Source organism: Lentilactobacillus farraginis DSM 18382 = JCM 14108 (assembly GCF_000583655.1).
GTDB classification, from domain to species: Bacteria; Bacillota; Bacilli; order Lactobacillales; family Lactobacillaceae; genus Lentilactobacillus; species Lentilactobacillus farraginis.
Genome location: NZ_BAKI01000004.1, coordinates 1 through 13,652, shown reverse-complemented (window position 1 = coordinate 13,652; position 13,652 = coordinate 1). Strand labels below are relative to the sequence as shown.

10 protein-coding genes, 1 tRNA gene and 1 pseudogene are annotated in these 13,652 nt (G+C 41.7%); 8 read left to right on the top strand and 4 right to left on the bottom strand.

Features of this window, described 5'->3' with window-relative positions:
• Positions 1–127 precede the first annotated feature (127 nt).
• From uvrC to JCM14108_RS02480, 3 genes and pseudogenes are all read left to right on the top strand, one after another.
• Positions 128–1,960, top strand: coding sequence for an excinuclease ABC subunit UvrC (gene uvrC, locus JCM14108_RS02490; RefSeq protein WP_035178187.1), 1,833 nt, complete (start codon positions 128–130; stop codon positions 1,958–1,960).
• A 129-nt stretch (positions 1,961–2,089) separates the two neighbouring features.
• On the top strand, positions 2,090–3,412 hold the full coding sequence (gene obgE, locus JCM14108_RS02485; protein ID WP_035178185.1) for a GTPase ObgE: 1,323 nt from the start codon (positions 2,090–2,092) through the stop codon (positions 3,410–3,412).
• A 31-nt stretch (positions 3,413–3,443) separates the two neighbouring features.
• A pseudogene (locus tag JCM14108_RS02480) lies at positions 3,444–5,386 on the top strand (acyltransferase family protein).
• Between the two features lie 149 nt (positions 5,387–5,535).
• Here the strand turns inward: JCM14108_RS02480 and JCM14108_RS02475 are convergent.
• Positions 5,536–6,174 carry a hypothetical protein gene (locus JCM14108_RS02475; RefSeq protein WP_237745691.1) on the bottom strand — a complete coding sequence of 213 codons (639 nt, stop codon included), beginning with the start codon at positions 6,172–6,174 and terminating at the stop codon, positions 5,536–5,538.
• 128 nt (positions 6,175–6,302) lie between these two features.
• Positions 6,303–6,590 carry a hypothetical protein gene (locus JCM14108_RS02470; RefSeq protein ID WP_035178182.1) on the bottom strand — a complete coding sequence of 96 codons (288 nt, stop codon included), beginning with the start codon at positions 6,588–6,590 and terminating at the stop codon, positions 6,303–6,305.
• A 118-nt stretch (positions 6,591–6,708) separates the two neighbouring features.
• Between JCM14108_RS02470 and rnz the strand changes: the two genes are divergently transcribed.
• The 4 genes from rnz (at position 6,709) to JCM14108_RS02450 (ending at position 11,050) form a co-directional block, all read left to right on the top strand.
• Positions 6,709–7,647 (top strand): ribonuclease Z, encoded by a 939-nt coding sequence (gene rnz / locus JCM14108_RS02465; protein WP_191978526.1) that lies wholly within the window; start codon positions 6,709–6,711, stop codon positions 7,645–7,647.
• A gap of 79 nt (positions 7,648–7,726) precedes the next feature.
• On the top strand, positions 7,727–8,167 hold the full coding sequence (locus JCM14108_RS02460; protein ID WP_369385520.1) for a lipopolysaccharide assembly protein LapA domain-containing protein: 441 nt from the start codon (positions 7,727–7,729) through the stop codon (positions 8,165–8,167).
• Positions 8,168–8,183: 16 nt separating this feature from the next.
• Positions 8,184–10,514, top strand: a complete 2,331-nt coding sequence (gene recJ, locus JCM14108_RS02455) for a single-stranded-DNA-specific exonuclease RecJ (protein WP_035178177.1) — start codon at positions 8,184–8,186, stop codon at positions 10,512–10,514.
• 17 nt (positions 10,515–10,531) lie between these two features.
• Positions 10,532–11,050, top strand: coding sequence for an adenine phosphoribosyltransferase (locus JCM14108_RS02450; RefSeq protein WP_035178176.1), 519 nt, complete (start codon positions 10,532–10,534; stop codon positions 11,048–11,050).
• A gap of 913 nt (positions 11,051–11,963) precedes the next feature.
• On the opposite strand, the gene JCM14108_RS02445 is transcribed toward JCM14108_RS02450, so the two are convergent.
• Positions 11,964–12,052, bottom strand: a tRNA-Ser gene (locus tag JCM14108_RS02445).
• 295 nt (positions 12,053–12,347) lie between these two features.
• Positions 12,348–12,992, bottom strand: a complete 645-nt coding sequence (locus JCM14108_RS02440) for a VTT domain-containing protein (RefSeq protein ID WP_035178174.1) — start codon at positions 12,990–12,992, stop codon at positions 12,348–12,350.
• Positions 12,993–13,264: 272 nt separating this feature from the next.
• On the opposite strand from JCM14108_RS02440, the gene JCM14108_RS02435 reads away from it, so the two are divergent.
• Positions 13,265–13,645 (top strand): CvfD/Ygs/GSP13 family RNA-binding post-transcriptional regulator, encoded by a 381-nt coding sequence (locus tag JCM14108_RS02435; protein ID WP_035178172.1) that lies wholly within the window; start codon positions 13,265–13,267, stop codon positions 13,643–13,645.
• The last annotated feature ends 7 nt before the right edge of the window (positions 13,646–13,652 follow it).

Sequence of the window (13,652 nt, the reverse complement as noted above, 5' to 3'; positions counted from 1 at the left end):
GACTTTTTCAAACAATAAGGGTGTGATAAAATGCCAGCTGGTAGAGAATTTAAGACTGAACGATTGAAGCAAACGTATATTCGAGTTATACTTTTAACATGATGATCAGGTAAAGGAGTGAACATTTTTGGCAAGTGAGTATTTGGAACATAAATTATCGCTGTTGCCCGGTCTGCCGGGATGTTATTTAATGAAAGACATTAATGGCAAGATTATTTATGTTGGAAAAGCTAAAAATTTAAAGAATCGGGTTCGCTCATATTTTAAGAGCAGTCATGAAGGAAAAACAGCCAGACTGGTTTCTGAAATTGCCGATTTTGAGACAATTATTACGTCAACCGATAAAGAAGCTTTTTTACTGGAAATCACGTTAATCCAGAAACACCGGCCTTACTTCAATATTAAGTTAAAGCAGGGACATAGTGGTTATCCATACATTAAAATTACAAACGAACGGGATCCCCAGATAAAAATTGTGAATACATTGTTAAAGGACGGAGCTTATTACTTTGGGCCATATCCAAATGTTTATGCGGCTGAAGAGACAGTAAACTTTCTTCAAAAAGTTTACCCGTTGCGGCGCTGTAATGGGTTTCAGAATCGGCCATGCCTCTATTATCATATGGGTCAATGCCTGGGAGCCTGCTTTAAGGTGGTCCCCAAAGAAGTTTATGATCGGCAGATTAAGCGGATTAAGTCCTTCTTAAATGGCAATGTCGGGCATGCCAAACAAATGTTGACCAAGCGGATGGAAGACGCGTCTGCCAAGATGGAATATGAACGGGCCGCCGAGATCCGTGACTTAATTAAGTATATTGAGATTACGGTTGAAAAGCAGAAAATTATTTCTCATGATAATACACCAAGAGATATCTTTAACTATTATATGGATAAGGGCTGGCTGTCAATTCAAGTTTTCTTTATTCGACAATCCCGCTTAATGAAACGAGAGAAACGGCTCTTTCCGATTATTACGGATCCGGAAGAAGAAATGGTCAGCTTCATTTCCCAATTTTATAAGCAAAAAAATCAGCTGTTGCCCAAGGAAATCCTGGTGCCCGCAAGTTTACCAGCGGACGTGGTCAGTTCCGTTGTTGATGGTGTCCCGGTGCGCACACCGAAACGGGGCCAAAAACGCGATTTATTGGAAATGGCCGGGAAAAATGCGCAATTGGTATTGGAAGAAAAATTTCGTTTGTTGGAATTGGATGAAAGTAAAACAACCGGTGCCATGAAGGAATTAACCGATGCAATGGGGATTCCCGCAGGCCACAAGGTCGAAGCATTTGATCATTCACATATTCAGGGAGCTGATCTGGTTTCGGCAATGGTGGTCTTTGTGGACGGTCAGCCAAATAAAAATTTGTATCGAAAGTACAAACTAAAAACAGTTGATCACGCTGATGAAGCTGCCAGTACCAGAGAGGTAATCCGCCGCCGCTACACGCGTTTACTCAAGGAGCATGCCGAATTGCCGGATCTAATCTTAATGGATGGCGGGACAATTCAGATGAACGCGGTTAAAGATGTTTTGGTTAATGAGCTGGGATTAAATATTCCGGTTGGCGGGATGGTTAAAAATGAACATCACCAAACTGCTGATTTACTGTTTGGTGATAGTGACACACCACTTCACTTGGATCCTAAAAGCCAGGGATTCTATCTGCTTCAGCGGATTCAAGATGAGGTTCACCGGTTTGCCATTACCTACCACCGAAAAGTTCACACTAAAAATTCCCTTGGCTCTCGGCTGGATTCAATCGCCGGTGTTGGTCCGAAAACCAGAAATAAGTTGTTGCGAAAGTTCGGTTCATTGAAGAAAATTTCCGAAGCGTCGGTTGATGAGTTACAAACGTTGGGCATATCCGAAACGGTTGCCCAGACGATCAAGTTTTCGTTGCGTAAAATCGACGAAGAAAGAAAAGTTGTTAATTATCAGGATAAGAAACTCATTAATTAAGCGATGGATTTCTTAATCTTTTAATCTTTTTTTCTGATTCCTTTGACCTTCCGATACAAACTCGGTATACTTCAAAAGGTATCAAGTAGTTGGGTTTGAAGTTAAGAATTAATTTGAAATGGTGATAAGATGTTTGTTGATCAAGTAAAAATTGATGTACAGGCCGGTAAGGGCGGTAACGGAATCGTTGCTTTCCGGCGTGAAAAATTTGTTCCTAACGGCGGACCCGCGGGCGGTGATGGCGGTCGTGGCGGTAGTGTTATTTTTAAAGTGGATTCCGGTATGAATACTTTAATGGACTTCCGTTATCATCGAAAGTTTAAAGCCAAAAACGGCAGCGATGGTGCCAACAAATCAATGACCGGTAAAAGTGCCGATGATTTGGTTGTCCCGGTACCCGAGGGAACGACCGTCACGAATACCGACACCGGTGAGGTTATCGGTGATTTGTTAAGGCCCAATCAGGAGCTGGTGGTTGCCAGGGGCGGTCGTGGTGGCCGTGGCAATATTCATTTTGCCAGTGCGACCAATCCGGCGCCGGAAATAGCAGAAAATGGTGAACCGGGTGAAGCAATTTCGCTGAGCTTGGAGCTGCGGGTATTGGCCGATGTCGGCCTGGTCGGTTTTCCTTCCGCCGGCAAGTCAACGTTACTCTCCGTTATAACCAGTGCCAAGCCTAAAATTGCCGGTTACCATTTTACAACCCTGGTGCCAAATCTGGGAATGGTCCGATTGGATGATGGCCGGGATTTTGCCGTAGCCGATCTGCCTGGTCTGGTTGAAGGTGCTTCAAAAGGGGTTGGACTGGGCTTTCAGTTTTTACGGCACGTTGAACGGACCCGGGTAATTCTTCACCTGGTCGATATGTCCGGCATCGAAGGCCGAGACCCATTTGATGATTATCTGGCGATTAATAAAGAGTTGGTTGAATATGATCCTGATATTTTAAAACGGCCGCAGATTGTTGTGGCTACCAAAATGGATTTACCCGATGCCCAAAAAAATCTGGCTGAATTCAAAGAGCGCTTGGCGGCTGATAAACGAGAACACGCTGACACCCCGGCTGTAAAAGTAATGGCGATTTCTGCCGTTACGCATGCCGGCTTATCCGAACTGGTTAACGCAACAGCGGATCTGTTGGAACAAACTCGGTTAAATGCGGCTGAGGCCCACCCTGCTGAAGCCGATCAACAGGCCAAAGCGTATGATTTTAAGGAAAAAGCATCACCGGCATTTAAGATTTCGTTTAATAAAGAAATGGATTCCTGGGTTATTTCCGGGGATAAGATTGAAAAACTATTTAAAATGACAAATACTGAACATGATCAAAGTATGTTGAGATTCGCACGCCAAATGAGGGGTATGGGAATTGATGAGGCATTGAAAAAGGCTGGAGCAAAAGATGGTGATACCGTCACAATTCTGGACTTTTCGTTCACGTATGTAGCGTAAAAGTAATTTTATTAAGACAGGGAAGATTTTAATGCAACAAGTTCGCTCACAACAAACTGGAAAAAGACTGAAAAAAAGTCGATATATAACAGGTTTTGATGGCATTCGGGCACTCGCTGTAGTTGGGGTTATTGTTTATCACCTATTGCCTTATAATTTACAAGGTGGATACCTTGGAGTGCCAACGTTTTTCGTTGTATCGGGTTATTTAATTACGGATTTATTGTTACAGGAGTGGGAACAAAACGGCAAAATTGATTTTTGGGGGTTCTATGCCCGGAGGTTGAAACGGCTGTATCCTGCGCTTGTATTTATGCTGGTTGGGACCGGCACGTACATAACCCTATTTGAACGGTCACTTTTAACGAATCTCCGGTCGATTATTACAACCAACATGCTGTACTTATACAACTGGTGGGAAGTTGGCCATGGTCAAAGTTATTTTGACAGATTCAATGGTGAGTCACCGTTTACCCATTTATGGTCGTTGTCAATTGAAGGCCAGTATTATTTAATTTGGCCGTTGATTTTAACGGCAATGATTTTAATTATCAGAAAGAAAAAAACAATTGCTTATATTTTATTGGCATTAGCAGCTTTTTCAGGCCTTTTAATGGGAATCCTGTATACTGGTCCGCATGCGTTGAACCGGGTTTATTACGGAACCGACACGCGAATGTTTTCAATTGTTTTTGGGGCTCTGTTAGCCGTTATCTGGCCATCTACCCACTTAAGAAAGAATATTTCGCAAGGATCTCGGTGGACACTTAATATTATTGGGCTGTTATCAATTGCCGTCATGACGGTTATGTTCTTTGAGCTGGCTGGTCAAAATACTTTCACTTACCGGGGTGGTATGTTTATTATGGCAATCGTTTCAACGACGTTGGTTGCAACGTGTGCCCATCCCGGCGCGGACATTAACCGTTGGCTGACTAATCCTGTATTTGCATGGGTTGGTACTCGAAGTTACGGGATTTATTTATATCAGTTTCCAGTCATGATCTTTTATGAAATGCGGATTTCCGACATTGCGGCTCATCCGGTTTTAAACGCATTAATCGAAGTTGTTTTAATTATGATTATCAGCGAGTTGTCGTATCGGTATATTGAACGGCCGCTTCGTCATTATCATTATAAGCGATTGGGAACGTCGATTGCCGAATTTGTGAAACCCAATTCATCATATGGGATTAAACGTTTATGGCTGGTACCGGCATTGGCATTAGTTGGTATTTGTCTTTATGGAAGTGCGGTTGCACCGACCAAGGCGCCCAAAAACGTCCTTCAGGAAAATATCGTTAAAAACCAGAGTCGGGCCAATGCCCATAATAAAGTTGCGCTTGCCAAGCAGAAAAAAGCGAAGCGGCTGGCTGCCAATAAACGGAAAATGCGGGCATTATTGAACAAAAAGCTGACGCGACAGCAATATTTAATTGCTAAAAAATATCATCTTACTAAGAAACAGTATCTGATTGCCGCTCATCAGCCGATTACAGCTGTCGGAGATTCAATTATGGCTGATAACAGTCATGATCTGCAGACGGTGTTTAAACAAGCTTACGTTTCGGCGAAGGTTGGCCGGCAGATTTGGCAGGCTGGCGACGTTTTGACGGCCCTTAAAAAACAGGGCGAATTGGCGCCAAATGTTTTGATCAATTTGGGAACCAATTCGCCAATGACATCTGCTCAAATTGACAAAGTTGTTAAAACGATTGGCAGGGGCCATCGCATTTTCTGGGTAAATACGCATGTACCAACCGGAATTGGGAAACCGAAGTTAATGCTACTATTAGGAAAGCTTCCCGAAAATATAAAAATTTCTACGTAATTGATTGGCATGGCTATAGTGTGGGCCAACAGGATTGGTTCTGGCAGGATAATGTCCATCCAAATCCGCAGGGGAATGTTCGTTATACGCACCTGGTTGCCAAAACAATTGCTCAAAAATTAGCTCAAATTGAGATTCATTAATAATCATTATTAGCGGTTGTCCCATTAGCCGGCTAATTAAAACAGGAAACCTGCACTGCATTGGCGGTTGCCAATACGGTATCGGTTTCCTGTTTTGATTTTAAAGTAAGTTCAGTCGCTTGAAAACTGTTTAAAACGCTGTTCTAACGTTAAGATAGTTTAACGTGCAGGAGCTGGTCCGGTGCGTTAGCAATCTGCTTTCCTTTGGTATTAAACGCAGGGCCGAACGCAATTGACAGTTCAGTGGTCGGATTATTGGCATAATGATACAGATATCCGTTCATTACGAATTTCCGGGATTGGCCAGCGGCGATTTGTTGCCCAGCGGCAGAATCCGTTAACTGATTTGAAGTTTGAAGTGTCTGCCCCTGGTTGGTTTTAACGCTTGTTACGCCATTTAAGGCAATTTTTACCGGCCTTTCGTTGGTTACTTTATAATTGATGACAAATGTATAGTAGGTATCCGGAACGTTGGGTAAATTTAAAACCTGTGCGACGGCCTGTTTGGCGGCAGCGGTTTTAGCCGAGTTCTTAAGCACTTTGACGTTTAGAATCTGATAAGTAATGTTATGTTGTCCTACTACTGCAGAAACGTGGGAAATGCTTGGCTGAGCCAACTGTTGCTTAGTGCCAAAACGATCATAGCTGAATTGGTGTGGCTTGGTTAGTTTGCCATTTTTAACGTAATTTTTACTTTGCGTTTCTTTTTTTGGTACATGATAGTTATAACGGTTTAAGTCACTACTGGCACTGCTTGAATCGGTATTTGCAGATTGGTCGTTGGCCATTTTGGCATTGAGGGCGGCCTTATCTTTTGATTGATGATTGGCCTTATTACTGCCGCAGCCCGTCAGCCCAATGCTAAGGTGATGCCTAGTACTAAGATTACCTGTGATTTTTTCATTTTATTCGACCCCTAGTAAAAAACGATTGATTTATTAACAATTCTAAACCCAAATAACAACTGGTGGTTGGTTGACGTTCTTAAATTTAAGTTTGGTGACAGTATCCGGGTTCGTGTTAGAAATTGATCCAGCGTAATCGTAGCTCGGCCACTTTTGGACTTAGCCGTTGATTTCAAAAATAAATTAGCATCATCTTTTGTGAGTTGGTTAATTGGAACAAAATGACCGTCTTTTGAGATCAGAAGAGTCAAGCGGGGGCTCAGCGTTGCACTGGCTCTATAAAACTCATCGAGATTCATGATTGACCATCTCCTTACTAATGATTATTTTACCTAAATTATGATACAATTGAAATTGCTTTTCAGTGGCATGTACGAATCCACTGATCGATTATAAGAGTTAAGGAAACGATAAATGATGCAAATTGAATTTTTAGGAACCGGGGCTGGATCTCCCGGAAAGTTTCGAAATGTTTCAAGTCTGGCGCTTAGGCTGCTGGATGAAATCAACTCGGTTTGGCTGTTTGATGTTGGCGAAGGAACGCAACACCAAATTCTGCGGTCGACGATTCGTCCCAGAAAAATTGATAAGATTTTTATTAGTCATTTACATGGCGATCATATTTTTGGGTTACCAGGACTGTTAAGCAGCCGGTCATTTCAAGGCGGGGATGAACCGCTTGATATATACGGCCCAAAAGGAATTAAGGAATATGTTGAGGTTAGTTTGAAGGTTTCTTCGAGTCACCTAACCTATAAACTTCGCTTTCATGAGTTGACCAGTCAAAATAATGGCCTCATCTTTGAAGACAAAAAGTTTTCGGTTTATACGGCACCACTGGACCATGGCATTTTAAGTATGGGTTATCGCGTTGTTGAACATGATCATCCGGGAGAATTAATGGTTGATAAGTTAACTGAACTTCATATCCCATCCGGACCAGTTTATGGCCGACTTAAAAAAGGCGAAGTGGTGACACTGGATGACGGTCGCGTTATTGATGGTAAACAAATGATTGGCCCAGCTCAGCCGGGAAGAGTTGTCACAATCATTGGTGATACCAGGAAAACGGAGAACGCTGTTAAGCTGGCGCAAAACGCGGACGTATTGGTACATGAAAGCACTTTGGGGAAGGGCGAAGGCAAGCTTGCCCGCAGCCATTACCATTCGACAAACATTCAGGCCGCACAGGTTGCCAAAAAGGCCCATGCCAAAAAGCTTCTGCTAAACCACATTTCGGCCAGATATACCGGTAAATCTGCTTATGAACTGGAAAAACAGGCCAAAGCGGTTTTTCCGAATACAAAAGTCGTTAAGGATTTTGATATTGTTGATATTCCGTTTAAGAAAGCTTAACGGGTTCGGCAATTGTCGATAGTTTAACAGTTAAGGTGCTGTGAGCGGATTGATTTGGGGAACTTGCGGTACTTAACACATAAAGTTACAAATTGGGGGGAGTCATTTGAAAAAGCAAGTTACGACAATTATCAGCATTGTTTTAATTATCTTAATTGCGATTTTTGCAATGCTGAATCTTGAAAAAGTAAATGTTAGTTTTGGTTTTACATCTGTTGAAATGCCATTGATCCTGTTGATCCTTTTTTGTTTATTAATCGGTGCATTAATTATTTTTCTATTTTCATCGACGCAAAATATTCGAAAAAACCGGGAGTACCGTGACCTGCAACGTGAAAGCGATGAGCGTCAGCAGGCGTTGACTGCTGAGATTGACCAGCTAAAAGAAAGTCTTAAGACGCTTGATACACGCTTGAAAAATTCATCCGGCAAACAGGAGATCGGTGCCAAGGATCAACAGATCGACAAATTAAAGTCGGAAATTGAAAAGTTGAATCAGAAGTTGTCATCTCAAAAGTAAGGTAGCGTGTTTTTATATGATTGAATCAAAGTTTAAATGGCAGATCCATCAGGATACGGACTCTCAAAAAGTTGATGAACTCAGTGACGCATTACAGATTGAACCGTTGATCGCGTCAATTTTAATTCAAAGAGGAATCGATACACCAGCAGCTGCCAAGAAATTTTTAACCCCCTCTGCCAAGGATTTTCATAATCCCTATCTGATGCACGATATGGAAAAAGGGGTGAAGCGAATTCGACAGGCCGTTGAAAACGGAGAACAAGTGACGGTCTATGGCGATTATGATGCCGATGGTATTACCAGTACGACTATCATGTATGAGGTACTTAATGATTTGGGGGCCAATGTTGACTACTACATTCCCAACCGGTTTACGGATGGTTATGGGCCTAATGTCGCAGCATTTAAACGGATTATTGAGAAAGGGACTACGCTAATCATTACCGTTGATAACGGGGTTGCCGGCAACGAAGCTATTGATGCCGCTAATTCGTTACATTGCGATGTTCTGGTAACAGATCATCACTCCCTGCCCGATACGCTGCCAAATGCATTTGGTATCATTCATCCACGGGTTAAGGATGATCAGGGAAACGCGTATCCGTTTGGTGATCTTTCGGGTGCCGGAGTTGCTTTTAAGGTTGCCCAGGCACTAATGGAAGATTTGCCGATTGATCTGATTGATATCGCGTCGATTGGAACGGTTGCGGATGTCGTTTCTCTTAGAGATGAGAACCGGGCAATCGTCAAGTTTGGGTTAAACGCGATTCGAAATACACAACGACCGGGCTTGATGTCGCTGATTCAAGCGGCTAAAATTGATTTGGCCAAGCTGGATGAACAGGATATCGGCTTTGGAATTGCCCCCAGACTCAATTCACTTGGCCGCATTGATGATGCCAAGGTTGGTGTCGAACTGTTGTCGACTTTTGATGATCAGCGGGCGGATGAATTGGCAAAGTTTGCCGATCATCAAAACGAGGTTCGCAAAACGCTGGTTGCACAATTTTATCAGCAGGCAGTTGAAATGGTGGCTGCTTCAGGCGACGAAGCAGGCAAAAAAACGCTGGTTGTCGTCGGCGATAAGTGGCACCAGGGTGTTTTAGGAATTGTTGCCAGTAAGCTGGTGGAAAAGTATGGGCGGCCAACGATTGTATTGACCTCCCAAGATGGGACCGATGAGTTAAAAGGATCTGGTAGAAGCATCGATTCATTTGACTTGTTTGCTGCGATTGATCCAATTCGTGATCAGACCGTTGGCTTTGGTGGCCATCATTCGGCGGTTGGTTTAACAATCACACAGGATAAAGTAACGGTTTTGAAAACGCAGCTGGAGCAGGCAGCCGATCAACAGCATTTGGATCTGAAGCAAAAGCCAATCCTTGCAGTGACCGCTAAGATTTCCGCCGATAAAATTAATGATCAGTTTTTAAAAACGCTGTCTGTACTCGCACCTTTTGGACAGGATAATCCCAAACCGGTTTTTGAAGTTACTTATGATCAGCTGGTAAACGTCAAAACAATGGGAAAGACTGGTGATCACCTGCGGCTTGGTTTGGAAAAAAACGGTACCCAACTAGCAGCTGTTGCTTTTGGTCAGGGACAACTTGCTGGTCAGCTGACCAAACCGTCAGTTCAATTGGCGATTATTGGGGAACTGTCTGAGAACACTTGGCATCATCAAACGACGATTCAGTTAATGGTTTCTGACATGAAACAAAAAGTATTGCCGATTGTTGATGAAAGAACCCAACAGCTTCACAAGCAAATGTTTAACCAAGCCGGAACCTATGTCTTTTTTCATGAGAATGTTTATACACAGTTAAAAAAATACGTTAATGCTGATTCAGCGGCCTTTATGTATAATCATCTGGATCCGGAGAAAATGGCTGGCCGGAAGCTGTTTATCGTTGACTGTCCGGATGTGGTGGATGACTTAGAGACGGTTTTGCATAATTGTCACCCGCAGATAACCGTTTTATATCTTTATAAAAAACGGTTGATCTCAAAATTGGGGATGCCAGATCGGAATTCTTATGCTAAACTATTTAGGTTCGTTAAAAACAATCCCAATTTAAATATTGGCACTCAGTTGCAGCAACTGGCCAGGCATTTGAATCTGGCTCCTCGAATGCTTGTCTTTATGATTCAAGTTTTCTTGGAATTAGATTTTATAACGATCCGCGATAAGATAATTAATTTAAATCCGCATTATCTTTCCAAAGATTTGAAATCGGCACCCAGTTACCATTTGAGGCAAGAACAACTAAAGGCCGAGGAGAAACTATTGGTCTCTAGTACGAAAGAATTAGTCAGTTTTGTTGAAGATTATTTAAAGAGCTGACGAAAGGAAGAAAGAATATGTCAATCGATTTTTCTAAGTATATTGCATCCTATCCCGACTTTCCCGAACCAGGTATCTTGTTTCGAGACATTTCGCCAATGTTGGAAAATGGTGAAGTTTATCGGGCAGCTACAGATCAAATTGTTCAGTTTGCCAAAGATAGAAACGTTGAAATGATTGTCGGCCCGGAAGCCCGCGGCTTTATTGTTGGTTGTCCGGTCGCTTATAAATTAGGTGTGGGTTTTTCACCTGCCCGAAAGAAAAACAAACTTCCTGGTGAAACGATCGAAGAAAGTTATGGCTTAGAGTACGGAAAATCGTCGCTGTATTTGCGTACAAACGCTGTTAAGCCCGGCCAAAGGGTTTTGGTTACCGATGACCTACTCGCTACAGGAGGCACTATTGACGCGACTATTCGGCTGGTTGAAAAACTGGGCGGAATTGTGGTAGGAACTGCTTTCCTAATTGAATTGACAGAACTTAAAGGGCGTGAAAAAATCAAGGATTATGATTTCTTTACGCTGCTTAAATATTAATTTTTAAGGCTGGATGATTGGATTGATCGTTATAATGATTGATTCAATCATCCGGCTTTTTAATTATGATGTCGCGTTTTAAAACGAAGTATAAGCGCGGGCGTCGCTGATATTCACGTCTTATAAATCCACTATCTTTAAGCGTTCAAGCGCCGGGTGGTCACCATGACGTTAGCTATCGGTTAACATAAAATAAACCAGATTGCCTAAGTATCAACTAAGGTGTGGCTTTTGATGGCTTTAATATCCCGGTTGTGCCCAATTTGTGAATCGGTTCTTTTTTAGCGCCCCACATTGTGTTGGTGAGCCGGGGCAATGGTTGAATCAATCATTAAATTCTCTAAGTCGGGATTCATCATTATATAGTGTGAAAAACCTGTTCTAACAGACTGCTGTCACGCCAACGAAAAGATTTGGTATAAACACTTTGCCACGGGGGGATAATAATCGGGTAGATCGTGTCAAGACGAGCCACTGCAGACAATATATAATAAGGCATTGAACATCGTATGATTATCGTGGCGGGTTGGGCGGCCAATGTGATACTTTAAAGAAGTGGTTTAATTTGACGCTATTGGTCATCGCTCAATTGATAACGGTATTTTTCCATAATCTTCAGTTTTTTAGTTTTGGCCTATCAGATCAAAGAACGTGATGGGGCGTTTAGGGTTTGCAGTTTGAAGACGCTACCAGCCGGAACTGTACCAAATCATAAACCACTTCGATTGATTGTTGACGAGTTTTAAAATTTTCTGATTACTAAAGATATTTTGACCATTAGACGCGAAAAAAACCATTAGAAAAACCATTAGATAAATTCCTATCTATGGAATCTTGTGTCGCTCCAATGAAATAAAAAGGCACCGCATAGCAAGTGTTTAGCTTACTGTGCGGTGCAGTGTTTACTACGGTAAGGAGAGTACAGGATTTGAACCTGCGCGCCGGCGCAAAACCGGTTCGCCGGATTTCGAGTCCGGTGCATTACCACTCTGCCAACTCTCCACAACAGATAACATTATATCAATTGTTACGTCGGATGTAAATTGTTAATTTGGGTATATTAGTTAGTTTGTCCAATTAATAATCGAGATAGCATTTATTGATTGGGGGATATGGATCCCTAAAAGGTATTTGCTGGTAAGGTTAATGAAATGATTTTAATTTTGTTAAGATCACTTTTTTTCAGAAAGGACCCCTGCAGAAGACAATTAAACTCATCAATTTCTGCCAGGGGTCTGTTTTAATTTAATACTTTTTAATACTGACTTTTTAGATAGTTCGACTTATTTGTAAACGGCTATTTTTCTGGCGTGATCTTTGCTTTTACAACCCCGATCAAAGCCGGAATTAGGGAGATGACAACGATGCCGATGATAACCATTGAAAAGTTTTCTTTTACGATTGGAATATTACCGAAGAAGTAGCCAGCACCGCAGCAGATGGCCACCCAAGTAATGCAGGCAGAAACATTATATTTAATAAATTTGCGGTAAGGGAAATCACTGGTTGCGGAAACAAATGGGATTAGTGTTCTGATGATCGGCATAAATCTGCCAAGGAAGATAGCCATGGCACCATATTTATTAAAAAATGCCCGGGCTTTGTTTAAATCTTTTTCTTTAATAAATTTACCAAGAACTTTATGCCGGGGAATTAATTCACCGAATTTTCGCCCCAAATAGAAGTTTAAGGAATCGCCGGCAATAGAAGCGACCAGAAACAGGAGCAAAAATAATTTGATGTTTAAACCATAAGTGGCATTTGCGGCCAATGCGGCGGCGGCAAACAGAAGCGAATCTCCTGGTAAAAATGGGAAAATAACAATTCCTGTTTCTATAAAGATGATTGCGAATAGAATTAGATAAGTTGAATTACCAAATGTATTAACGATATTAACAAGATGATCATCGATGTGGAGAATAAAATCGATTAGGGTGCTCACAAGACCATTCCTTTCAGTAAATGATTTACATTTGATTTTACCAAATTAATTTGTCTTTTTATAATTAAGAGCGGAGTTTAAACAAAAAACAACTTTTCGCGAATAATGGTTTTGGCAAGATACATACTAGCTAATCACGGTTTCAACAAAGGAATCGAGTTTTGAGGTATGGCTTTGTCATGGGTGTATAGTTTAAATTATTCAAAAATTGACCATTATTTTAAAGTACGATATATTTTTAACGGAGTTATTACTCGGGAGGTTTTAAAACAATGAAATTAAAAGTCGGTATGAAAGTTCAGGGAGTTGTCACCGGGATTCAACCATATGGTGTTTTTGTTGACTTGGGTGATCAGAATCAAGGCTTGATTCATATTTCAGAATGTCGTTCCGGGTACGTAAAAGATATTAATCAGCTGTTTAAAGTTGGCCAGCGAGTTGTTTCTTTGATCATCGATATTGACGAGTTCACGGGAAAAATTAGTTTATCAACCAGAAGCAAATCAGTTCATCCCGAAGTTTTAAACGAATTTGCTGCCAGGCCGTCTTTTCGGAACCATTATTGGACAAATTATCGGCTGAATATTGGATTTTCAACTCTCGCAAAGCACCGAAATGACTGGCTAAACGAGGCAAGAGAATTTTTTGAATAGTTTTTTT